The 22,632-nt window shown below is 61.2% G+C and carries 19 protein-coding genes; 11 read left to right on the top strand and 8 right to left on the bottom strand.

Going from position 1 to position 22,632, the window contains the following annotated elements; all coding sequences use genetic code 11:
• Positions 1-88: 88 nt before the first annotated feature.
• Together VGI36_21365 and VGI36_21360 are read right to left on the bottom strand one after the other, a co-directional pair.
• Positions 89-1,537, bottom strand: coding sequence for an amidase (locus tag VGI36_21365; protein ID HEY2487702.1), 1,449 nt, complete (start codon positions 1,535-1,537; stop codon positions 89-91).
• 71 nt (positions 1,538-1,608) lie between these two features.
• Positions 1,609-2,583 carry a DUF445 family protein gene (locus VGI36_21360; protein ID HEY2487701.1) on the bottom strand — a complete coding sequence of 325 codons (975 nt, stop codon included), beginning with the start codon at positions 2,581-2,583 and terminating at the stop codon, positions 1,609-1,611.
• Positions 2,584-2,784: 201 nt separating this feature from the next.
• On the opposite strand from VGI36_21360, the gene VGI36_21355 reads away from it, so the two are divergent.
• Positions 2,785-5,514 carry a hypothetical protein gene (locus VGI36_21355; protein ID HEY2487700.1) on the top strand — a complete coding sequence of 910 codons (2,730 nt, stop codon included), beginning with the start codon at positions 2,785-2,787 and terminating at the stop codon, positions 5,512-5,514.
• Positions 5,515-5,559: 45 nt separating this feature from the next.
• On the opposite strand, the gene VGI36_21350 is transcribed toward VGI36_21355, so the two are convergent.
• Together VGI36_21350 and VGI36_21345 are read right to left on the bottom strand one after the other, a co-directional pair.
• Positions 5,560-6,399, bottom strand: a complete 840-nt coding sequence (locus VGI36_21350) for an SDR family oxidoreductase (protein ID HEY2487699.1) — start codon at positions 6,397-6,399, stop codon at positions 5,560-5,562.
• A 130-nt stretch (positions 6,400-6,529) separates the two neighbouring features.
• Positions 6,530-7,606, bottom strand: a complete 1,077-nt coding sequence (locus VGI36_21345; GenBank protein ID HEY2487698.1) for a ResA-like WAxxUGC motif-containing protein — start codon at positions 7,604-7,606, stop codon at positions 6,530-6,532.
• 271 nt (positions 7,607-7,877) lie between these two features.
• Between VGI36_21345 and VGI36_21340 the strand changes: the two genes are divergently transcribed.
• Positions 7,878-8,876, top strand: a complete 999-nt coding sequence (locus tag VGI36_21340; GenBank protein ID HEY2487697.1) for a hypothetical protein — start codon at positions 7,878-7,880, stop codon at positions 8,874-8,876.
• A 17-nt stretch (positions 8,877-8,893) separates the two neighbouring features.
• A complete protein-coding gene (locus VGI36_21335; GenBank protein ID HEY2487696.1) occupies positions 8,894-9,319 on the top strand; it encodes a hypothetical protein in 426 nt (141 codons plus the stop codon).
• A 15-nt stretch (positions 9,320-9,334) separates the two neighbouring features.
• Here the strand turns inward: VGI36_21335 and VGI36_21330 are convergent, their stop codons facing one another.
• On the bottom strand, positions 9,335-9,769 hold the full coding sequence (locus VGI36_21330) for a hypothetical protein (protein HEY2487695.1): 435 nt from the start codon (positions 9,767-9,769) through the stop codon (positions 9,335-9,337).
• A 243-nt stretch (positions 9,770-10,012) separates the two neighbouring features.
• Here VGI36_21330 and VGI36_21325 point away from each other — a divergent pair, with 243 nt between their 5' ends.
• Complete coding sequence (locus VGI36_21325) at positions 10,013-10,981, top strand: quinone oxidoreductase (protein HEY2487694.1); 969 nt, start codon at positions 10,013-10,015, stop codon at positions 10,979-10,981.
• A gap of 59 nt (positions 10,982-11,040) precedes the next feature.
• Here VGI36_21325 and VGI36_21320 read toward each other — a convergent pair whose 3' ends face one another.
• From VGI36_21320 to VGI36_21310, 3 genes are all read right to left on the bottom strand, one after another.
• Positions 11,041-11,760, bottom strand: coding sequence for a dienelactone hydrolase family protein (locus VGI36_21320; protein HEY2487693.1), 720 nt, complete (start codon positions 11,758-11,760; stop codon positions 11,041-11,043).
• A 32-nt stretch (positions 11,761-11,792) separates the two neighbouring features.
• Positions 11,793-12,341 carry a carboxymuconolactone decarboxylase family protein gene (locus tag VGI36_21315; GenBank protein HEY2487692.1) on the bottom strand — a complete coding sequence of 183 codons (549 nt, stop codon included), beginning with the start codon at positions 12,339-12,341 and terminating at the stop codon, positions 11,793-11,795.
• A 596-nt stretch (positions 12,342-12,937) separates the two neighbouring features.
• Positions 12,938-13,381 carry a PA2169 family four-helix-bundle protein gene (locus VGI36_21310; protein HEY2487691.1) on the bottom strand — a complete coding sequence of 148 codons (444 nt, stop codon included), beginning with the start codon at positions 13,379-13,381 and terminating at the stop codon, positions 12,938-12,940.
• 382 nt (positions 13,382-13,763) lie between these two features.
• Here VGI36_21310 and kdpF point away from each other — a divergent pair, with 382 nt between their 5' ends.
• From kdpF to VGI36_21275, 7 genes are read left to right on the top strand one after another with little or no spacing between them, the layout of a single operon-like run.
• Positions 13,764-13,856: a K(+)-transporting ATPase subunit F gene (gene kdpF / locus VGI36_21305; protein ID HEY2487690.1), complete on the top strand. Its 93-nt coding sequence runs from the start codon at positions 13,764-13,766 to the stop codon at positions 13,854-13,856.
• 23 nt (positions 13,857-13,879) lie between these two features.
• A complete protein-coding gene (gene kdpA / locus VGI36_21300) occupies positions 13,880-15,607 on the top strand; it encodes a potassium-transporting ATPase subunit KdpA (GenBank protein ID HEY2487689.1) in 1,728 nt (575 codons plus the stop codon).
• A gap of 15 nt (positions 15,608-15,622) precedes the next feature.
• Positions 15,623-17,662 (top strand): potassium-transporting ATPase subunit KdpB, encoded by a 2,040-nt coding sequence (kdpB, locus tag VGI36_21295; GenBank protein HEY2487688.1) that lies wholly within the window; start codon positions 15,623-15,625, stop codon positions 17,660-17,662.
• Between the two features lie 10 nt (positions 17,663-17,672).
• The gene (gene kdpC, locus VGI36_21290) at positions 17,673-18,272 is read left to right on the top strand and encodes a potassium-transporting ATPase subunit KdpC (GenBank protein HEY2487687.1); all 600 of its coding nucleotides are present in this window, start codon (positions 17,673-17,675) and stop codon (positions 18,270-18,272) included.
• Positions 18,235-19,410 carry a universal stress protein gene (locus VGI36_21285; GenBank protein ID HEY2487686.1) on the top strand — a complete coding sequence of 392 codons (1,176 nt, stop codon included), beginning with the start codon at positions 18,235-18,237 and terminating at the stop codon, positions 19,408-19,410. Before kdpC ends, VGI36_21285 begins: the two co-directional genes overlap by 38 nt.
• Positions 19,407-21,191: an ATP-binding protein gene (locus VGI36_21280; GenBank protein ID HEY2487685.1), complete on the top strand. Its 1,785-nt coding sequence runs from the start codon at positions 19,407-19,409 to the stop codon at positions 21,189-21,191. The genes VGI36_21285 and VGI36_21280 overlap by 4 nt, the downstream gene beginning before the upstream one ends.
• Complete coding sequence (locus tag VGI36_21275; protein HEY2487684.1) at positions 21,192-22,523, top strand: sigma-54 dependent transcriptional regulator; 1,332 nt, start codon at positions 21,192-21,194, stop codon at positions 22,521-22,523.
• Positions 22,524-22,632: the final 109 nt, after the last annotated feature.

Genomic DNA, 22,632 nt, shown 5'->3' with positions numbered 1-22,632 from the left:
CGGGGACGGCGCCAAAGTCGTTGCTCGGCGCGCAGAACGAAAATAACTCCGCGGGCCTCTCCCGGTCGGATAAAAGCACCCCTCGCCTTCACCCTGAGAAGCCGCGCGGCCTCGGACAGCGGTTGCCCAACAGCGCAAATAGATGCTTGGCCAAGTCCAGCGTGGTGCGGTCATGCAGATACGGTCCGGCGATCTGAATTCCGACCGGCAGCCCACTCTGCAATACCCCTACCGGAATCACCGTCGCAGGTAGGTAGCAAGCTCCTGCGGGCGCCATCCACGTGGTCAGCGCCCAGTAGGGACGCTGCTCGCCGCCTACCATCGCGGTCCTGCTCGCCTGCGGTTCCGAATGATCGTGCGCAATCGCAGGGCATGGCATCACCGGAAGCAGGATCGCATCCCAATCCGCAAAGAATTCTTCCCATCGCCTGCGCATCTGGAGCCGCCGCTCGTTGATGCTGAGCCATTGGCGATGGCGAATCGCGAGCAGTCGGCGCGTCCGGGCTGCGGCCGAATCGCCCTCGGTAGCTGCGTACTCCTCGATTTTCTCGAACGATACTCCCCCCGCCAGCGCGGCCTGCAGCAGCGCGGCAAAGGTATCGGCGACTTTCTCCAGGGTGAAGGCCGGACGCGCATTGTAATCCACGGTCGCGCCGGCTCCCGCGAGCGCCTGCGCGGCTTTCTCGAGCAATTCCCGCAACTCAGGCTCCACGCGGCAGGTGGGATCATCGAGCCATGCGGCTACGCGATACTCTTTAAGCGTCGCCCGGCGCGGCGCTGGCAGCTTAAGCTTCCACGCCGGATGCTCCCAGCGATTCGGCCCCGCCATAATATCGAGTCCAAGCTTGAGGTCGTCGATGCTACGCGCCATCGGTCCGGCGACTGCGAGGTCGGCGAGCGTCAGGGTTCCCGGCGGCCCGGGAATCTGACCGTGCGCTGGTACGATCCCGTAACTTGGCTTATGGCCAACGATCCCCGACATGTGCGACGGCAGTCGAATCGACCCGCCGATATCGCTACCGAGTTCCAGCGGCGTGAATCCGCAGGCGAGGGCCGCCGCCGATCCCCCCGATGAGCCACCCGGGGTGCGCGATACATCGTGGGGATTGTTGGTGGTCCCGAAAACCTCGTTGTAACTCTGCAAGTCGCCGGCGTAGATAGGGAGGTTGGTCTTTCCGTAGATGACGGCGCCGGCTTCGCGTAGACGCGCAACCGGCCACGCATCTTCTGTAGGGATTAGGCCGGACAGCTCCGGCGCGCCCGACGTCGTTCGCATACCCTTGGTCTGGAACGAGTCCTTGATCGTCATCGGCACGCCATGTAGCGGCCCGCGTATCTCACCGCGTGCCAGCGCGGCGTCAGCCTCATCGGCCTCCTTGCGCGCGCGATCGGCATCGATAGTGACTACTGAGTTGATAGGCTTGTCGAGCTTCTCGACCCGAGCCAGGAAATAGTCGAGCGCTTCGCGGCTGGAGATCTTGCGCGCCTTGATTTTCTTCGCGATCGAAATAGCACTTGAATAAGCAAGTTGAGCCACGCTGGAATCCTCCCGGTTTCTTTCCCACGCTTGTCACCTCGGACAGAGAAGTCAAGTCGTTATTCCGCTTTTCATATTCCAATGTGCAAGCGCTCCAAGATTTGCGGCCCATGATCGATGACGATCCGCGCCAGCGCGAAGACCAGCCCAAAGAATGCGCCGAAGATTCCGCCGTTGACGCGAATCCAATCCAGGTGGGTGCGGGTCTTGGATTCTATCTGAAACCGGATCTGCTCATCCGACAGCCGCGCGAGATTTTCCCGCACCATGTGCGAAATCTGCCCGCGGCTCGCCTCCACGGCGCGCCGCACGATCTCGTCGATCAGCCGGCGAGCAAGCTGATAGGCATAGCTCTCCGGGTCGTGAAGCTGTGCACCGAATTCATGGATCGCGTTCTCCAGGGTGTGCACCAGCTCGGGATCGTTTTGCAGCTCCGGGAGGCGACTGCGGAGATTGGCTGCGATCCTCGCGGTGAGCGTCTGGGCGCCCAGCCGATGCATCACCGCATAGATCCGCGAGAAGGTTGTCGGCAACGCCTTGCGCAGCACGGTCTCGAGCTGCGCGCGGCGCTCATCTGACTCTAGGTAGTCGATCACGCGCGCGATGAGACGTCGAAGGCCGGCCTGTCCCAGGAGGTCGCTGAGTTTCACTTCTTCCAGGTACGTCCCGAGGCGATTCACCAGGTTCAGCTCGCTGAGCCGCTGGCCGATCATCAGGGGCGTGAGCCACTCGTTTTCGATGGTACTGGCGATGCCATCGACCAGCTTTTGCCGATTGCGCGGCAACACGCCGGAGTTGGGCAGATACCAGCGCCGCTCGAAGATCATCTTGAGCGCGATGTAATCGCAGAGTCCTCCGATAAGCGCCGCTTCCGCTATCGATACAGCGATTTCCGCGGAGCGATGGAAGCGCGTGAAGGTCAGCATCGCGCCGCTGGCCAGATAGACAGCCAACGAGAGCGCGAGCGTCAGGTCGCCCTTGTGCGTGAGCATGAACTCGCCCAGGCTCGCTTCCGGCCGGGCGGGGATTTGAGGTTGATTCGCCATTGCTCTAAATGCCTGTTCCGTTCCGGTGAGGGTTTGGTGGGTGCTGCCGTGTTGACAGGGTCGTGATCATCGCCAATCCACAACCATTTGGCGAAAGGCGGCGCAATTCTGCCTTCGGGTTCATGGAATCAGTCTATAGCGTTCCACCCGCTCAGGACCTACTTTAGGCAGCGCGTTAAACGTCCCGGAGACGTGCGGCTGATGCGAATTCGCTGGGCCTCCGCCTTTACAATTGCCACGTTCGCTCTGCTGGTGTCCGCAGCAGCTGCTTCGGAGCAGCGTTTTCCCGTTTTCTATCAGGGCGCCGAGGAGCTGGTGTTCCGTCGCCTCGCGCTCGATCCATCAACCAGCCGCGTTGACCACTTGGCCGATGCGCGGGTGGCGATTTTCCAGGACGAATTGCCCGCGCCCGGCGCCGCACTTGACGATCTCGAGGCGCGCGTGGATTCAGGCCTGGGTTTGCTCATCGTCATGGGCCCGCATATCGATCCGGCTTCCGTGCGGACCCTGACCCATGACGCGGTTGAGCAGACCGGGGTCGTCGATGTGCCGATGGGGCCGAGGCATGCCACCGCCAGCGAGAAGATCGCCGCCACCATCGCCTACGTCGGACCGAAGTCAGATTTGCTCGCAACCCAGGTTAGCTGGAACACGGCAGTACGCGTCTACGAACGGAGCCTACTCGCGGTCGGGGCAGACGCTATGGTTCTGGTCGCGACTACCTCGTCAGATCCGGTTCATCCCCGGACCCCGATCCTGACGCGAATCAAGGTTGGCCGCGGCACCGTCTACATTTTGAATGTATGGCTCAGCGAGGGAAACCTCGAAGCGGGCCAGCACAGCTACCGGCGGATGCTGCTGGGCGGGCGCGGGATGCGCAACTACGATTTCCAACGCTTCTTTTTCTTCAACTATCTATTGTACTGGGTCACGCGCAACTCGGCTGGCATCACCCCCGTGCACTACGGCAATTGGAGTGCCGCGCCCGTCCCGGGCATGCGCACCACCGCAATTCTATGCGTCCTGATCACGCTGATGTTCGCGGGACTCATTGCGGGATTCACCGCGGCTCGGAGATACAGCATCCGTCATCCCGATGCGGCCGAGCATTTCTATCGGCCGCGACCGGCGAACCTCGCGCCCTCCTCGCTCGGTGCGGCGGCGCTTCCCCGCGCGGGCGACGCCCAAGTACCTAAGCCCCGCAACGCGGGTTGGGAAATCATCGGATTTCATCGGCCGCTGAGCGGCTTTATTTTTAACTACTTGCTAAACATCGCGTTGATAATTCCATTCAATTTTGTGGTCAGCTTCTGGCTCGATCGCACCTTCGTCAACCCGTTGCTCGAAGCGCGCGGCGCGGGCGGCGCGGTAGCGCAGGTGTTGCTGTTTCTGGTTCCGCTGCTCGATCTCGGCACCAGCCAATCGACCGTGAAGTATTTCGCCGAATACCGCGTTAAGGATCCGGCGCGCGCGATGAGCTACGTGCAATTCTTTATCTGGTTTCACCTCGGTATTGGACTGGTTGCGTTCGCGATCATGAGCCTGGTCGGAGCGGTGCTGCTTCCCCACAGCGCGGCCGCTTATCTGAGCTGGCTGGTGGTGATTTACACGTTTGCCAGCTTCCCTTCCTTCTACGTCACGTTCCTCGCCATCTTCCGTTCTTATCAACGGTTCGACTACGTGCAGCTGACCACCGTAATGTTTTACGTCGCCTATCCGGCGGTACAGATGGTCTGCGCGATCTACGGGCGGCATTGGGGACTGATGCATCCGGCGTTTGGAGAGGGCCTGGGCGCCGTGATGGGTTTCTCCGTCGGTGCGGTCATCGGACATTACCTGCTGGGGCTGGTCTGCGCCGTCTTCTATCATCGTAGCGGAATGAAGTTATTGACCTTGGTGCTGGTCCATTTCGATCGCGATACGGTATGGAGGTCCCTGATCTACGGCGTGAAGGCTACCGCCGGGGCGGTCATGCCGTTCCTCAGCTGGTCGATGGTTCCACTCATCCTAGGGCGGCTCATCCCTAACTTCCTCGAACAAAACGAAATTTGGCTCCTCACCTATGGCCTGACCTTCGCGTACCTGGAGACCAGCGTCTCGATCTTCGCGACGATGATGCCGTCGATCTCCGAGGCGTACTCGCATCAAATGATAGCGTTGACTCAGCGTTATGCTGACCAGGGTCTGCGCTGGGCCATCATGATCATGGGTTTGCTCGGCGGCGTCTACGTTGCGTTCTCGCCCGTGCTGATCGGTGGCTTATTGCCGCCGCAGTTCGGCCGCGCGCTGGCGGTGCTCGGCTTGATGCATCTGTTCCGGCTTTCCGATTTCGCAGTACGGATGCCCGATCAATTCTTCCTGGCCGCCGGCAAGACCGGAACCTATAGCTGGCTGGTTGGAATCGAGCACTTGGGACGTATCGCGCTTACCTATATCTTCGTCGCGCACTTCGGTTTCTACGGATTGTTCTACGGCTTTATTCTCTCGGCCACGCTCAAGGCACTGGTCGCCTGGCCCTTGCTGGCACGAATGGTAGCCCCTCCGGTTTTCAGCTGGTGGCAGACCTTTGTAAATCCCATCCTTGCCGGTGTCGCCAACTACCTTGTAGTCAGCGGAATAGTCAGTGGGCTCTGGCGCGGACCTGGCCATATTGCCAATACCTGGATGGTACTGATGCTATGCCTGGTCGGCTCGTTCCCGGTCTACTTCTTTATCAGCGGACTGCTCGGATGGGATGAAAATGAGGTGCGGGAACTCAGGGACGCGGTCGACCTGGTGCCGTCGCCGTTCCACGGTCTCGCCATGCTCGGCTATCACCTCACGGCGCTGGGCACCCGGTTAAGCCCACTGCATGGTCGCTTTCCCGCGAAGCTCGCAGACGGAATCACCGAAGCTGCCACTCTGACCAGCCTGAAAGCGGAACTGCATTAGTCAGTCGGAGGTCGATGTCTCTGCGAGCGATGGTCTGGTCGTTCTTCACCCGCGCTCGAACGATGGGCCGGAGTAGCCCGCCTGGCCCAGTTGATCCGCGCCTCCCGCCGTGAAGGAGAACGGCTGTCCCGCCGTGAACCCGCCATCCACGACCATCGCGGCGCCGGTTACCCACGAAGCTTCATCGCTAGCCAGGAACAACGCCATGTTCGCGATATCTTCGGCCTGGCCCGCGCGCTGAATCGCCTGCGCCTTACCGATGAGCGGATCGACGGTTTCTTTGCCGCCGGGTATTCCGCTGTGAACCAGCGGAGTGCTGATGATTCCCGGGCAGATGCAGTTCACCCGGATCCGCTCCTTGCCCAGCTCGAGTGCCGCCGTTCGCGTGAGATTGATGACGGCCGCCTTCGCCGCGCTGTAGGCATGAAGTCGGAAGCTGCCGCTCATCCCCGCGATCGAGGCGGTGGAAATGATCGATCCGCCTCCTGCCCTGCGCATCGGCTCGACCGAATGCTTGATGCCGAAGAAAACCGCCTTGGTCAGGATTGCGAAGGTTTTGTCCCAATCGGCCTCGGTGGTGCTGTCGATCGATCCCATCGCTCCGATCACGCCGGCGTTGTTGTAAGTGATGTCGAGTCGACCGTATTCGCGCACCGCGCGCTCGATGAGAGCCTTGACGTCGGACTCGCGGGTGACGTCGGATCGCTGGTAAACTCCGCGCGCCCCGGCAGCCGCAATTTCCGCGACGATCAGTTCTCCGCCCTGTGAATTAAGATCGGCGACCACCACTGCCGCGCCTTCTCTGGCGAAACGCAGCGCACTCGCACGCCCCAGCCCGCTTGCCGCCCCGGTAACTACCGCGACTTTGCCGTCAAGTTTGCCCATGGTCGAATGCTCCTTCGAGATCGTCAGCAACCTGTTGTTTCTAATAGCAGGACGCTGCTGTCAGCAAGAAGGGTGCGAAAGGATTTCGCGCGATGGCACGGGCCGGTGGCCCGTGCCCGCAGACTTGAGTCTACTTGGCGCTTGCCGGGGAAAGATTCAAAGGCGGATAGTAGTTCTCGGCGCCGATCTTCTGGACGTCCTTCACCCAGCACGAGTCGTACAGCTCGCTTTGTCCCTGGAACGGATCCGCCAAGGACCAGGCCTGCCGCTTGTAGGTCCAATTGTCCGGCTGGAGACGATGCGCCTCGCGCCAATGACGCGGCGCAAGATCGCGCTTGCCGTTCTCCCACAAGTACTGCCCCAACTCGAAGTATGCCGCTGCCTGCGCTTGCGCCTCGTCGCGCGGTCCGCTGCGCCTGATCACTTCCTGCGGCGGGAGCGCGTAACGGCTCGCCTCGCCCTTGGCGACCCAGTCGCGTAGCGCGGCCGTGTATTCTTTGGGCTGTATAACGATATGGCTCGCGAGCTGAAGCGTCTCCCGCAACTGCTCGGGGATATCCGGGCTGTCGGCCATCTTCTGCCAATCGGGCGCCGAGTCACGCTCGGGCCAAGCCTGCTCGACCGGCCTGACGATCATGCCCTCCTCGTCGATCCACACGCCGTTCGGCACGTTGATCACGCCGAAAAGCTCATCGACCCGATGCGCGCTATCGATTAGCGACGGATTGTCGGGCTTGGTCTGCTCGATCCATTGCCGCGCTGCTTCCGCATCGACATCAAGCGCGATGGTTACGATTTCGAGGCCCTGGGGATGAAGTTCGTTGCGCAGCGCCTGCCACACGGGCAGGTCAAGGCGACATCCTCACCATGAAGACCAGGTGACGATGAGCACCTTCTGCCCGCGGAGAGAACTCAGGTGGAACTGCTTGCCCTGGTAGTCGGGCAGCACCAGTTCCGACGCGTGTGCGGTGGTCAGGGCACGCCCCATCGCTTCCGGTCCAAGGCACCAGACCTTCGCTTCAGGGTCGTGAATCAGGGGCATTCCCAGGCGTTCCGAGAGCACGTGAGCATTGAGCTTCGCGCCGGACGCAGTACCCGCCGGAAGCGCCACGCATACCTCGCCCTTACACGCGCCCTCGGGCTTGATCGTCCATCCCGTACGGCTCTCGAAATCCTTCGGATCGATATCCAGCGTTTTAAGAATCATGGCGCCTCTCCTAACCCTTATATCTCCGAGCGTGCGACCGGGCGTCAAGTAGCCTTGTTCTCACGGGCTCTTCGCAGCGAGCGGGACATAAATCTTTAGATAAAAGGAAGATGCTTCATTCAGGACTTGCAGTAAGCGCCCGAACGCAGAATTCAGGCCTTGCGGTGGAGGGGCCTGCCGCGCATGCGACACCCGAAAAAATGCGTTTGCGGATGGCGGAGGCGGGCGAGTAAAGAATCAGTCAGAGACTTCCCAATCGTGAGGTGACGCTATGACCCAGGATTTCACGATTTGCGTAGGTACGGTTGGCGCCGGCGTGTGGTTCAGCTCCGATGGCGGCGAGCGATGGCGCCGCAGCCGGATGAACTTGCCGTTCGATGCGGAGCCCGGCGAGGTCCAAATTCGTTCGTTCTCGGTCTCACCGCATCGCCCGCACGAGCTTCTTGCGGGCAGCGAGGTCGGTCTCTACCGCAGCGAAGACAACGGCGCCAACTGGGATCTGGTTGAATCTCCCGCGGCTGGCAAACAAATCTGGTCGGTCGCGTATCATCCCGCCAATCCCGAGGTTCTGTTCATCGGCACCAAGCCGCCGGGAGTTTTCCGGTCCTCCGATCGCGGCAAGACCTGGGAGAAAATGGCAATTCCGATCGCTGAGCGCTGCCTGGCTGGAGCGCCGAAAGTCACCAACATTCTGGTCGATCCGCGCGACCAGAAGACTCTTTGGGTGGGTGTGGAAATCGACGGTGTCTATTGCAGTCGCGATGACGGCAAAACCTGGACGCATCGTAAGATGGGGGAGAAGGAACTTAATCTCGACGTCCATGGTCTGGCGGTCGCTGGAGGTAAGGCCGGCAAACTGCTGGTGACCACCCCCGATGGCCTGTGGAGCAGCAGCGATGAAGGCATGTCCTGGTCGCTCCATGGTTTCCCACGGTTTGCGGAGCGCGACCGGATTTCCTACTGCCGCGGCGTGACACTGAAGCCCGACGACCCCGATACCATCTACGTTGGCAACGGCGATTTCATTCCGGGCAAAACCGGTGCGATTCAGCGCACACGCGACGGCGGCAAGACTTGGGCGAAGTGCGAATTGCCGGTCGAGCCAAACTCGGTCGTGTACTGGTTCGGAACCAACACCCAGAACCCGAACATCATCGTGGCCAACACCCTGCATGGGTACGTGTACGTCTCGACCGATGCCGGCGACTCGTGGCGAAAACTCAGAAGGGAGTTTGGTGAGATTCGCGCGCTGACCTGGGTACCCAACTGAAGCATCGAGCGGCCGAGATGTCGGGCCTTTGTTTGTTCGCGCGTCGCTGCCGCTATGTTCCGCTGCTGGCTGCGCTGACGATTTTTTGCACCGGTGCGGATACCGAGTGGAGCGGTCGCAACGGATGGGTCGAGGAACCCGATGCGCGGTCGCTCAATGTCGCGGGTGAGCCGGGGCACGCCTACCTCGATTCCGCGTCAGTCCATCGCGGCAGCGACGGCCTGGTCTATTTCAACGAGAGCACCAACGTTTTACGTCCCGAAGAAATCGGCAAGACCGGTTTCATGACGGACGCCTACGACTGCGCAAAGAACATCAAATACATGTGCGTGAGTTCCGGAAACTGGCGCGATGATACGAAGAGCGCGGTGCACCCCGCCAGCGATCCCGCGTTGCTTGTTTATCGCAAGTACTTGTGCGGCGACATTGATCTGAAACGCTAGCCGAGCTGGCCTCGACTACTTCGTATCAGGCAAGGGGGTGTACGTAACGTGCACGTTCATTTTTGATGGGTCTGCGGTGCTGGGCGTTATCACCACACTGTCCAGTATGTCCGTCCAGGTGAAGGTGCGGTTGTACACCTTCCGCGCCGGAATGGCGACCTTGGGTCCCATCTTGAACCCAGCCTTCGCTAGCTGCGTTTCGTAAAATTTCACCAGTTCGTCGTAGCTGCCGGGCGCCGCGAAATCGGCAGAATAGACGACGCCCACTTTGGGGGTGGTCGAGGACAGCAGCACTGCACCGGGAGGCAGCGGAATACGCTTGTCCCACTTGGGCGGCAGCGTGCCCGGGCTGGCGGCCGCGGATGGCTCCGCAGCATGCCCAGGGGCGGCTGCCCACGCACAGGCGGCCAAGATTGCGGCAACAAGCAAAGGTCGGATTAGGTTCCTCATTCGTCTTCCCCCGAGAGATATTGCGGGGAGCCGTCATCAAAAGCAATGCGACAGCTGAGCATTTCCGGCTGGCGCCCAGTTGACGTCGGGCTCAGGTCCGTGGCGCCGGGATCTCGGTGACGTTTCTTGGTGCCGTCTTCATGGGTTCTGTGCGCGTCGGTATGGTCACTTCCATTTGCGTGGCGTCGAAGCCACGCGTAGGTTGCACAATGAAACTGACTACGCAACCGATGGGGTTTCATCATGAAAGCAGTCATCTTCGAAAAACTAGGCGGACCTGAAGTTCTGCGTCTGGGCGATGTCCCGAAACCCGAAGCGAAACCGGGCACGGTTGTGATTCGGGTGCGCTCGGCGGGAATCAATTTTGCGGATACCTTGTTTCGCCAGGGCCAGTACCTGATGCAGCCGCAGCTTCCCGATGTTCCCGGCTTCGAGGCTGCCGGTGAGATCGACTCGGTGGGGTCCGGCGTTCCCAATCTCAAACCAGGGATGCGGGTTGCCGGAATCGGCAGCAAGGCATACGCCGAGTATGCCGTCATACCCGCCAGCCAGGTCATCCCCCTGCCCGACTCGCTATCGTTCGATGACGGCGCGGCCTTCCCGATCCAGGTGCTGACCGCTTGGCACATGTTGCACACGTGCCATCAGACGACGTCCGGCCAGACCGTGCTGGTGCACTCCGCAGCGGGCGGAGTCGGAATCGTGGCGGTACAGATCGCTAAGGCTGCGGGAGCCCGTGTCATCGGAACCGTTTCGAGCGATTCAAAAGCCGCGCTGATCAAGGAGTACGGCGCAGACGACGCGATCAATTACGCGACCGACGATTTTGCGGAAGAGACCAACCGCCTCACCGGCGGCCGCGGCGCCGATCTGATCCTGGATGCGGTCGGAGCGACCACGTTCGAAAAAGGTCTTGGATGCGTCGCGGCGTTCGGCCACATCATCCTGTACGGACGCGCCGGCGGCCCCCCGCAGCCCCTGAACATGTTCTCGCTCTTCCAGAAGTCCGCCAAGGTGAGCGGCTTCACCCTCTATGCCGTGTCGCCGCTGCCGGAAGTGATGCGACGCGGGATTGAAGAATCGCTGAAGCTGATCGCGCAGGGCAAGCTCAAGTTGCTGATCGGCAGGAAATTTCCCCTGGCCGAGGCCGCACAGGCGCATCGCTTCATGGAGTCGCGCCAGTCGACCGGAAAGCTAGTCCTCAATCCGTGAGCGCGCCGTCCTCCCGCTCGTAAAAGGGGGAGGACGGGACAATCTTTTGCAGTCGCGCGCTAGGCGGCGAAGATTTCCTCGAAGAACGATTTCATCGCCTTCCAGGAACGCTCGTCCGATGACTTGTTGTACTTGACCCCGGGGATACCGGCGGCGTCGGCATCGACGTTGGTGAAACTATGCACGGTTCCGCCGTATGAGACCACCTGCCAGTCAGCGCCGGCCTTGGTCATTTCCTCTTCGAAACCGTTTACCTGCGCTACCGGAATCATCGGATCGTCAGCACCGGTGCAGACCAGGATCCTTGCTTTCACGCCGCTAGGAGTTGCCGGGCGCTGCGTCTGCAATGCACCATGAAATGAGACTATCCCGCGCAGCGGAGCGCCATCGCGCGCCAGCTCCAGCGCGAATGAGCCGCCCATGCAGAAGCCCATCGCGGCGAGCCTGCTGCTATCGACCTGGGGCAGCGACGCGAGCTTGTCGAGCGCGGCGCGTCCGCGCTTGCGCAGCTTGTCCACGTTCTCAAACAGCGGGGTGGCAAGTTTCATTGCGCCCGGCAGGTCGGGAGCCGTCGCGCCGTTGCCATAGGGATCGCCGGCCAGCGCGGCGTAGCCAAGTTCCGCCAGCCGCTCTGCGCGCTTCTTGGCGTGATCGCCGAGGCCAAACGCTTCCGGCATCACCAGGATTCCAGGGCGCTTGCCGGGCTTGCGGTCGTCGTACGCAAAATAGCCGATGAGCTTCACGTCACCGTCCTGGTATTCCATGGTTTCCGTCTTCATTCGATCGCTCCTATGCTTCGAGGTTCCGAGGGTTATTTCTTTGCTCCCGGCAAGTACTCATCGAGCGGGACGCCCAGGCTGTTCAAGGCCCACGACACCAGATTGTACTGGCCGATGGTAAACACCAGGTCCATCATCTGCTGGGTATTGTAACGTTCAGAAAGCGTCTTCCACGTCTCGTCCGAAACGACTGAGTTCTCGAACAAATCATCGGCTGCCTGGAGCAGGGCCGCCTCATTCCGGTTCCACCCGGCCTGCGGCCCCTTGGTGATCCGATCGATATCGTCATCGCTCAGGCCCGAGGTCTTGCCAATCCTTACGTGCTGCTCCCATTCGTATTGCGCCTGGTTCAGCCATCCGATCCGCAGGATCGCGATCTCGCGTTCGCGCGGGGAGAGCGTCTGCTCGTTGCTCAGAATATATGCACCGAACCGCCCCCAAGCCCTAAGCAGTTTCGGATGGTTGATCAGCACGCCAAAGATGTTGACCACCTTGCCGTTGACCTTGTAGCGCTCCAGGTCGAAATCGGCAGGCAGCTTGGAGGTATCTGCAAACGGGACTCGCTGTTCTCTGGAAATCATCGGTCTTCTCCAAAAAGGGGAGCTTCGCGTTCAACTACCATGCTCGGGCAGCGATAGGAAAGGCAAAGCCCGTCGTTTCCTTTAGAGGAAATCGGGGGCGCGCGGGATTGCCTTGCACGCTCCGCTCGCTACGACGTCGGACCGACTGCGCCGGCCGGCGGAGGATTGCGAGGGATGCTGGCTAGACTACCTGTCGAAACCCAAGGCCGGCGAGACGCGCATCGCATTTGGCACCGGTACCGCGGCGCTCGCGATACTGACTGTCAGTGCGGCCGCCACTACTGCGGCTGCCGTTGCGGGTCGAACCTGCATGAGCCAGCGTGCGCTTACTTCGCCCAGCTTGACGCTCCACCCAAAGTACCGACGAAGTCTCCGCCGCCGCCGAGTTCGATCAGCGCCGCATCATCACCACGCCGATCGCGGTAACCACGCTGGCGAGCGAGTCGGACTCAGTAGTGGTTTCCGTTTTCTACGTGCGAGGTGTGGAAGTTCTCGTCGATAACGTTGGCCATACCAATGTTCTGCGCGCGATCGAGGTGTACCAGGAGAAAATTCGCACGTTCCGGGAGGTCCCGGCGGTGGCTGGCCACCTAAGACTACGAACGAGGTTTCCCGAAGACGCTGAGCGCGCCCTCCAGTTTGCCGACTGCGCCGCGAACATGCTCCAGCTGTCGCTCAAGCATCAGCCGCAACTGCTCGGGTAGCTTTTCCGCCAATGCCTTTTCGTACTCGGCGATGACCTGTTCGTCATCTTCGCGACACCATTCCATGACCCCAGTGTCGCCCTTGCTCATTATCACCGAGAAGTCCAAGGCCGTCCGGTCTGCGAGACCGCTCAGCGTTCCGTGCTCGATAGCGTCGCCGTTCATTTTCATGCGCTCGGCGCTGAGCTCATCCGCGGCCGCTTTACGGGTGAGTGCTTGCCCTCGGAAAAACTTCTCAAGGCTGGTGCGTTCAACATCTTTCGCCGCGTGGCGATAGCGTTTTTCACTGTCGATGGAGACTGCAATCAAACGATCCAGGATCTCGACGATGTTCATAAAAGATGGCTCCTTGCTTTAAAAAAATGGAGAAGCCGCGGAAGCCACCGCGTTCTGCATTGTGACCTGCAAGTCTCCCGCCACCCGGAACCTACAAAACCATCAGGCTTTTTCCATCAAGCGTACCCGACTTGAGTCACGCGTGCGTAAAAGCTTCCAGCTGCACCAAACGAAAAGCGAACCGGTGCAATTCGCATGACGAAAGTCCTGCAAATTGTAAGGTCTTGTGATTTGCACGGAACTGCAACATTGGAGAGGTTGAATTTTCAAGTCTGGCATGAGCAATGCTACATAAGCCTGCCATGCCTGACTTTGCTGCTCTCTTAGCGACGGTGGCTTTCTTTGCCCTTGCTATCTCATATGTGCTGGGATGCCAGAAGATATGAGTCTGCTTGACTTCATTCTTGGTGTCTCTCTTGCGACTGGACTGACGGCGTATCTGATCTACGCGCTGATTCGGCCCGACAAATTCTGAGCCTCGACGACCGGAGAACCCTGATGGTCTGGAACGCAGTCCTGCAGGTCGGGATCTTTTTTTTGCTGGTGACGGTGATCAGCGTGCCGTTGGGTCTTTATATGGCACGCGTGTTCGCCGAAGAACGGACCTTTCTCGATCCCGTGCTACGACCGGTTGAACGAGCAATCTACCGCCTCTGTGGCGTCCATCCGGCGACCGAAATGACCTGGGGCGAGTACACCATCGCGATTCTGTGGTTCAGCCTGGTGGGTATGCTGGTGCTCTACGCGCTGGAGCGATTGCAAGGCTTGCTGCCTTTCAATCCGCAGGGACTTGCAGGGCTAGCCCCCGATCTGGCCTTCAACACGGCGGCGAGCTTCACCACCAATACCAATTGGCAGGCGTACAGCGGCGAGACCACCATGAGCTACCTCACGCAGATGGCCGGGCTCGCCTTTCACAACTTTGTGTCGGCGGCCACCGGCATCGCCGCGGCCATCGCGGTGATACGGGGATTCGTGCGGCGCTCGGCGCGGACCCTCGGAAATTTCTGGTTCGATCTGGTTCGTACCACCTTGTGGGTCTTGCTGCCGCTGTCGGTCGTGTTCGCACTGGTACTCGTCTGGCAGGGTGTCCCGCAGAATCTGAGCCCGTATGTCCATGCCAAGACCCTGGAAGGCGCCGAACAGGTTATCGCCCAGGGTCCCGTCGCTTCGCAGGAAATAATCAAAGAACTGGGCACTAATGGCGGCGGGTTCTTCAACGCCAACTCCGCGCATCCTTACGAAAATCCGACTCCGCTCAGCAACCTGATCGAGATGGTCGCGATTTTCGCGATCGGCGCCGCCCTCACGCACACCTTCGGCAAGATGGCCGGCGATCGACGCCAGGGCTGGGCGCTGTTCGCCGCGATGGCGTTGCTGTTCATGGGGGGAGCAGGGGTGGCGATTTGGGGCGAGCAACGAGGCAATCCGCAATTCGCCGCGATGGGAATTAACCAACAAGCCTCCGCCACGCAGAGCGGCGGCAACATGGAAGGCAAGGAAGTCCGCTACGGCATTGTTGACTCCGCGCTGTGGGCGACGGTCACCACCGACACTTCGTGCGGCGCGGTCAACTCGATGCACGACAGTTACCTGCCGCTGGGCGGCTTGGTTCCCCTGCTCAATATGCAAATCGGCGAGATTATTTTCGGCGGCGTCGGCTCCGGGTTGTTCGGGATGCTGGTGATGGCGGTGCTGTCGGTGTTTATCGCGGGCCTAATGGTCGGGCGTACGCCCGAGTACCTGGGAAAGAAAATTGAGGCACGCGAGATGAAACTCGCCATGTTTTATGTACTGATTTTCCCGGCCGTGGTTCTGCTCGGCGCGATGGTCGCGGTCGCGACCAAGGCGGGCCTTGCGGGCATCAGCAACCCGGGGCCGCATGGTTTTTCGCAAATTCTCTACGCGTATTCCGAAGCGGGTGCGAACAACGGCTCCGCATTCGCCGGCCTGAGCGCCAACACCCGCTTCTACAACTACACGCTGGCGTTCGTGATGTTGCCGGGGCGCTTCATGATGATGATTCCTGCCCTGGCCCTGGCTGGCTCGCTGGCTGGAAAGAAATCCGTGCCGGTGAGCGCGGGCACCTTCCCGACCACCGGCGCGTTGTTCGTTGCGCTGCTGGTCGGGGTGATCTTGATCGTGGCGGCGTTGACTTTTTTTCCCGCTGATGCGCTCGGACCGATCGTCGAGCACCTGGCCCTGTACGCCGGCAAACTCTTCTGAGGAAGGACGTTCTCCATGGCCGACAGTAAATCTCGCTCGCTCTTCGACCGGGAGATCGTCTCGCGCGCGCTCATCGATTCTCTGTGGAAATTCGATCCGCGCATCCAGGTGAGGAATCCCGTGATGTTCGTGGTCGAAGTGACGGCGGCCGCAGTCACGATCATCCTGCTGCGCGATTCGTTTGGAGGGCAGCTGGCGCTGGCCGGCTTCGAGCTACAAATCGCGCTGTGGCTGTGGTTTACCGTCGCGTTCGCCAACTTTGCGGAGGCGATGGCCGAAGGGCGGGGCAAAGCCCAGGCCGATAACCTGCGCCGCACGCGAATAGAAACCCAGGCCCGGGTGGTAAGAAACGGCAAAGAAGAGACCATTCCTGCCACTTCGCTGCGCAAGGGCGATATCGTGCTAGTCAGCGCGGGCCAGGTCATTCCGGGCGATGGTGAGGTCATCGAAGGGGTCGCCGCGGTCAACGAGGCTGCCATTACCGGGGAATCGGCGCCGGTAATCCGCGAAAGCGGAGGCGATCGCAGCGCGGTCACTGGTGGCACCACGGTTATCTCCGATTGGATCAAAATCAGAATTTCGGCGAACCCCGGCGAAACCTTCCTCGACCGTATGATCGCGCTGGTCGAAGGCGCGCAGCGCCAGAAAACCCCCAACGAAATCGCGCTTAGCATCCTGCTGGCGGGCTTGACCATCATCTTCATGCTCGTGTGCGTAACCTTGTTTCCGTTTGCGCGTTATGCGGGAACCATCCTTTCGGTCCCGGTGCTGGTGGCGCTGCTGGTGTGCCTGATCCCGACCACCATCGGTGGCTTGCTCTCGGCCATCGGCATTGCCGGCATGGACCGCCTGGTCCAGCACAACGTGCTCGCGATGTCGGGGCGTGCGGTTGAAGCTGCCGGCGATGTCGATACGCTTCTGCTCGACAAAACCGGCACCATCACGCTCGGCGATCGCATGGCCTCGGAGTTCATCCCGATGCCGGGGGTTACGATCGAGGAATTGGCGGACGCCGCGCAGCTCGCCTCGCTGGCCGACGAGACGCCGGAGGGGAGGTCGATCGTGGTGCTGGCCAAAAGACAATTCAATATCCGTGGACGGGAGCTGTCCGACAAAGGCGCGCTGTTCGTGCCGTTCTCAGCGCAGACCCGGATGAGCGGCGTCGATATCGCCAGCCGGAAGATTCGCAAGGGGGCGGCCGACAAGATCATCGAATTCGTCGCGCTCAACGCTGGCACGGCGCCCGCCGAGCTGAGCCCGGTGGTCGAACGAATCGCGCGCGCCGGTGGAACCCCGCTGGTCGTAGCGGACGGTCCTCGCGCGATGGGAGTTATCTACCTGAAGGACGTTATCAAAGAGGGCATTCGCGAGCGCTTCGAGAGGCTGCATGCGATGGGCCTGCGCACGGTGATGATCACCGGTGACAATCCGCTCACCGCCGATGCCATCGCCAAGGAATCCGGCGTGAACGACTATATCGCGCAGGCGACCCCGGAGAGCAAGCTCAAGATCATCCGCGAGGAACAGGCACAGGGGAAACTGGTCGCGATGATCGGCGACGGCACCAACGATGCCCCCGCGCTCGCGCAAGCGGACGTAGGAATCGCGATGAATGCCGGTACCCAGGCAGCGCGCGAAGCCGGCAACATGATCGATCTCGACTCGAATCCGACCAAGATTATGGAGGTAGTCGAAATCGGCAAGCAGCTCCTCATCACGCGCGGCGCCCTGACGACGTTTTCAATCGCTAACGACGTCGCCAAGTACTTCGCGATCATCCCGGCGATGTTCGTGGTCGGCTATCCCGAACTGCAGGCACTCAACATCATGCACCTCGGCACCCCGCAGAGCGCGATCCTTTCTGCGGTGATTTTCAACGCGCTCATCATCATTGCGCTAATCCCGCTCGCGCTGCGCGGAGTCAAGTATCGGCCGCTCGGGGCTGCCTCGATCCTGGGGCGCAACCTGCTTATCTATGGCGTGGGCGGCGTGATCGTTCCCTTCATCGGAATCAAGATTATCGACGTGCTGGTTACCGGGTTGCGGCTGGCCTAGGGGAATACTGATGCGCGGACTGCTGACCGCAATTCGAATGACTGTCGTACTTACGGTGCTGACTGGGCTCATCTATCCGCTGGTCCTGACCGGCATCGCGCGGGTTCTTTTTCCTTGGCAAAGCGCCGGAAGCCTGGAGAGCCATGGTGGACAAGTAGTTGGATCCACGATCATCGGACAGAACTTCTCGGCACCCCAGTACTTTCATAGCCGTCCGTCCGCGGCCGGTGACAAAGGCTACGACGCCTCCGGTTCCGGCGGTTCCAACCTGGGCCCGACCAACAAGACGCTGATCGAGACCGTTCGCAAGCGAGTCAAGGATGAGCTCGAGACCGACCCGGGGGTGGCCGCCAATCAGATACCGGTGGATCTGGTGACAACCTCCGGGAGCGGGCTGGACCCCGAGATCAGCCCGGCCGCTGCCGAGGTTCAGGTCCCCCGCGTCGCCAAAGCCCGTGGACTGAGCCAAGATAAGGTTGCGCAGATGGTGCGCCAGCACACCCGCGGCCGGTGGCTCGGTATAATCGGTGAACCGGGCGTCAACGTTTTGACCCTCAACCTGGCGCTCGATGATGCGGCAACCCTCCATGGCCGACGAGCGTCGCCCTGAGCCGGAATCGTTTCTTGACCTCGAGCCCCAGTCGCGCAGGGGCCGGCTTAAGATTTATATCGGGCCCGCCGCGGGCGTAGGCAAGACTTATCGAATGCTCGAAGAAGCTCATGAGCTGCGCAACAACGGCACCGACGTGGTGCTGGGATTTATCGAAACTCACGGCCGGGCCGAGACCGAAAAGAAGCTGGGCGACCTGGAGATCGTACCGCGCAAGAAAATCTCCTACCGCGGTGTGGAACTTGAAGAAATGGACGTTGAAGCGATCCTCGCGCGCCGCCCCGAGGTCGCAATTGTCGACGAGCTGGCGCACACCAACGTACCCGGGTCACGGCACGAGCGCCGCTGCCAGGATGTCGAAGAGTTGCTGCAGGCGGGTATCAACATCATTGCCGCGCTGAACATCCAGCATATCGAGAGCCTCGGCGCGCTGATGAAACGCGTCACCGGAATCGACGTGCGCGAAACCGTGCCCGATACCTTTCTGGCGCGCGCCGACCAGATCGTGGACGTGGATGTATCGGTCGAGGCACTGCGCGAGCGGCTGCGCGAAGGAAAGATCTATCCGCTTCACCAGGTAGAGCAGGCGCTGCGAAATTTCTTCAAGCCCAGCAATCTTGCCGCCCTGCGCGAGGCCGCTCTGCGCGAAGTGGCGCGCGGATTGACGCGCCAGCGGCGCGACGCCGAAGCAGTGAAGCGCGAGGGTGGTCGCCGGCCCCAAGTGCTCGACAAGATTATGGTGGGACTCTCGCCGAATCCCGCCGAGAGTGGCGGACTGCTCCGCAAGGCTTCCCGGCTGGCCGAGCAATTGAGCGCCGACTGGTATGCGGTCCATGTCGAGACGCCAGCCGAGTCCGTTAAAAAAATAGGGACGCAGGACTTCGTAACCTTGCTGGACAACATCAACCTGGCCGGCGATCTCGGCGCCGAAACCGTGTGGCTCAAATCAAACGACGTGGTCAAAGCCATGCTCGACTATGCGCGCGACAACGGAGTAACCCGCATCATCGTCGGCCGGACTCATCGGCCCTGGTGGAAGCGCGTGATCCGTGGTGATGTTCCGATGCGCCTGCTCAAGGCCGCGGTCGATATCGACGTCGATATCGTGGCGGACGACCAGGGTGAGGCACCTCGATGAGTACCCCTTCGCTTCGTAGCCGGATTCGAAACGGCACGCTGCTGCTGCTGGTGCTGGTTCTGCTCCTCGGGGCTTATGCCCTACCGCGAGTCTACCGCCTGGGTGGCGCCATCCGCGAGACCCTCTACCGCAACTACGTGAGCATCGAAGTCGCGCAGCACGTTCATGGCGCGCTTCTCGATCTCCAGTTGGCCGAGCGAGACGGGCAAGCCAAAAACGTTTTGCCTCACGTGCGGTCCGATTTCGAGTACTGGATGGACATCGAGGATCATGATTTCACCGAGGTCGGCGAGCCCGAGATAGCGCACGACATCGAGGCCCGCGCCGCAAAACTGTTTGGCGACATCGAGTCGGCACCGCCCCAAGAGCGCCACGACGAGGAGTTCGCCGAGCTTCACCACCGCGTCGACGATCTCATAAAAATCAACCGGGACGCGATGTTTCGCGCCGACAGCAGGTCGGCGCGGTTGGGACGCCGCCTCACGTACCAATTTGCGGCGGGTCTGGCGTTGGTCCTGCTGGCTGGCGCAGCCATTGCTTGGGGACTCGGATGGGCGATCGCACGTCCGCTTACCGAGCTGGCCGAGCGGCTGCGGGGCATCGGCCAGCGTCGCTCGCGGGTACGCCTCGGCAAACAGACTCTGGCCGAGCTACAAGCGGTCGCGCGCGAATTCAATCAAATGGCCGAGCGGCTGGAACAGTTCGAAAAGCTCAACGTCGAACGTCTCATGTACGAAAAGAGCAAGACGGAAGCGATCATCGAAAGCCTCGAGGACGGGGTGGTGCTGATCGACTCGGAGGGTATCGTCGCGCACATCAATGAGATCGCAGCCCTGATCCTGGGCGTGGAACCCAAAGATGCGCTGGGCAGCCCGTTCGACGACTTGAGCAGCAACCATCCGCACTATTTGCGGGTCCGCGATGCGCTCGGAAACCTAAGTAAGAGCGGCGACGAACAGCGCATCGAGGTCCAGCTTCACGTGCGCGGCCGCGACCACTCCTACTTGTTGAAGCCCATTCCCCTGCGCAGGGGAGAAGGCAGCGCGCTCGGGACTATTCTGATTCTTCAGGACGTTACCTACCTGCGCGATCAGGATCGCTCGCGCGGCAACCTGGTCGCCACGCTCTCGCACGAACTCCGCACCCCGTTGACCTCGCTTGCGCTGTCGGCCGAGCTGCTCAGGCGCGACGGGGAGGGATTCAGCTCCCGCCAGCGCGAACTGCTCGAGGCGATTCTTGACGAATGCGCACGGATCAAGCAGCTCAGTGACAACCTGCTGAAGCTGGCTCGCGGCGAGATGGCCGCAATCTCGGTAAATCGCGACCACCTCGACCTTCTGCGCATCATCGAGGATGTTGTGCATCGCTTCGGTTTGCAGGCCCAGGAACGGCATGTACGCCTCGAGCAACACCTGCAGTCGCTGCCGGAAATTTCCGGCGATTCCGTCAAGTTGTCGTGGGTGGTTTCCAACCTGATCGGTAACGCGCTTCGCTACACCCCGGACGGCGGGAAAATTGAAGTCGCGGCGCGTCCGGTCAACGGGCACGTGCGTCTGGAGGTGGCGGATTCGGGACCGGGCATTCCGCGCGAGATCCGCGACCATATTTTCGAGCGTTTCGCGCAGTACAACTCCGATGGTCTTGAGAAGGGTGCGGCAGGCCTGGGACTGGCAATTGCCAAGGACATCGTGGCCGCGCACGGCGGTAAAATTTTCGTGGAAAGCGAGGAAGGGGCGGGCTGCAGATTCGTGGTCGAATTGCCCTGCCCGTTTACAAATTAAATGGCCAAACTGCTTATCGTCGATGACGAACGCAACATCCGGCGCAGCCTGGAGCGTTTTTTTCAGTCGCTGAGCCACACCGTGGTAACCGCCGAGGGCGGACCTCAGGCGGTGGAGCTCATCGCGGCGCAACCGTTCGACCTGATTCTGACCGACTACAAGATGGCCGAGGTTAACGGACTCGAGTTGATCGTGGAAGCGCGCCGCCGGCAACCGTCGTGTCTGGTGATCCTAATGACCGCCTACGCGACCGTCGAAAATGCGGTTGCCGCGATGAAGGCGGGCGCATATGACTACGTGACCAAACCGTTCTCGCTCGATCAGATCCAGCATGTCGTCGAGCGCGCGCTCGAGCTCAAGGGCCTGCAGGCCGAAAACCAGGCTCTGCGGGAGACCATCGGCGAGGCGCCGATGCTGGACTCGAAGAGCCCCGCGATGAAGCACCTCTTCGATCTGGCCCATCAGGCCGCGCAAAGCGATGCCACCATCCTGCTCACCGGCGAGAGCGGCACCGGCAAGAACGTGCTCTCGCGCCAGATTCATCGCTGGAGCCGACGCGCGGATGGACCGTTCGTGGTCGTGAACTGCACGACCTTGTCGGAGGAATTGCTGGAAAGCGAGCTGTTCGGCCACGTTCGCGGCTCCTTCACCGGCGCCATCAAGGACAAACCCGGTCGGCTGCAGGCGGCCGACAAGGGAACCGTGTTCCTCGACGAGATCGCGGACCTGACCCCCCGGCTACAAGCCAAGTTTCTGCGCTTCGTGCAGGAACAGAGCTTCGAGCGAATCGGCAGCGACGCGGTGATTCGAGTCGACGCCCGGATCGTTGCGGCCTCCAACCGCGACCTCGAAGCCGAGGTCGCCCAGGGCCATTTCCGTGAGGACTTGTTTCATCGCCTCAACGTCATCACCCTGCGGGTTCCAGCGCTGCGCGAGCGCCGCGAAGACCTCCTGTCGCTGGCCGGGTGGATGCTGCGCGCGGCCGCGATTCGCAACGGACGCCCCGCGATGCGGCTGTCCCCGGAGGCAGCCGCCGCGATTGGAAAGTATCGCTGGCCTGGGAACGCACGCGAGCTGCGCAACGCGCTGGAACGCGCCGCGGTCTTAAGCCGCAGCGACATCATCGGCCGCGACGACCTGCCCGATGCAATGTTTCGCGAAACCGTGGAAAGCACGGGCGACGCGCATCACGCGGCCAGCCTCGAGGAAATGGAGCGCGAGCACATCCGCCGGGTGCTCAGCGAAACCGCCACTCTGGACGAAGCCGCTGCCACTCTGGGCATAAACGTCACGACCCTGTGGCGCAAACGCAAGCGTTACGGCATCGAATAGGTGTTCTCCCGCGTCCGGAAGGGGTTCGGTGAGGCCTGTTGGTCGCGCGCAGCGGTAGCACAGGTCCTCGAACAAACCTCGGTCGGAAACCGCCTGGCACATGTCCAGT

It is taken from the genome of Candidatus Binataceae bacterium (genome assembly GCA_036495685.1).
GTDB lineage: Bacteria > Desulfobacterota > Binatia > Binatales > Binataceae > JAFAHS01.
This window is presented reverse-complemented; position numbering and strand designations above follow the sequence as displayed.

Coding starts and splice junctions, on each gene's coding strand:
- VGI36_21330 (HEY2487695.1), bottom strand. CDS start 9,769: ATGAGGAACCTAATCCGACCTTTGCTTGTTGCCGCAATCTTGGCCGCC.
- VGI36_21275 (HEY2487684.1), top strand. CDS start 21,192: ATGGCCAAACTGCTTATCGTCGATGACGAACGCAACATCCGGCGCAGC.
- VGI36_21355 (HEY2487700.1), top strand. CDS start 2,785: ATGCGAATTCGCTGGGCCTCCGCCTTTACAATTGCCACGTTCGCTCTG.
- kdpB (HEY2487688.1), top strand. CDS start 15,623: ATGGCCGACAGTAAATCTCGCTCGCTCTTCGACCGGGAGATCGTCTCG.
- VGI36_21340 (HEY2487697.1), top strand. CDS start 7,878: ATGACCCAGGATTTCACGATTTGCGTAGGTACGGTTGGCGCCGGCGTG.
- kdpA (HEY2487689.1), top strand. CDS start 13,880: ATGGTCTGGAACGCAGTCCTGCAGGTCGGGATCTTTTTTTTGCTGGTG.
- VGI36_21325 (HEY2487694.1), top strand. CDS start 10,013: ATGAAAGCAGTCATCTTCGAAAAACTAGGCGGACCTGAAGTTCTGCGT.
- kdpF (HEY2487690.1), top strand. CDS start 13,764: ATGAGTCTGCTTGACTTCATTCTTGGTGTCTCTCTTGCGACTGGACTG.
- VGI36_21320 (HEY2487693.1), bottom strand. CDS start 11,760: ATGAAGACGGAAACCATGGAATACCAGGACGGTGACGTGAAGCTCATC.
- VGI36_21315 (HEY2487692.1), bottom strand. CDS start 12,341: ATGATTTCCAGAGAACAGCGAGTCCCGTTTGCAGATACCTCCAAGCTG.
- VGI36_21360 (HEY2487701.1), bottom strand. CDS start 2,583: ATGGCGAATCAACCTCAAATCCCCGCCCGGCCGGAAGCGAGCCTGGGC.
- VGI36_21280 (HEY2487685.1), top strand. CDS start 19,407: ATGAGTACCCCTTCGCTTCGTAGCCGGATTCGAAACGGCACGCTGCTG.
- VGI36_21350 (HEY2487699.1), bottom strand. CDS start 6,399: ATGGGCAAACTTGACGGCAAAGTCGCGGTAGTTACCGGGGCGGCAAGC.
- VGI36_21335 (HEY2487696.1), top strand. CDS start 8,894: ATGTCGGGCCTTTGTTTGTTCGCGCGTCGCTGCCGCTATGTTCCGCTG.
- VGI36_21285 (HEY2487686.1), top strand. CDS start 18,235: ATGCGGCAACCCTCCATGGCCGACGAGCGTCGCCCTGAGCCGGAATCG.
- kdpC (HEY2487687.1), top strand. CDS start 17,673: ATGCGCGGACTGCTGACCGCAATTCGAATGACTGTCGTACTTACGGTG.
- VGI36_21310 (HEY2487691.1), bottom strand. CDS start 13,381: ATGAACATCGTCGAGATCCTGGATCGTTTGATTGCAGTCTCCATCGAC.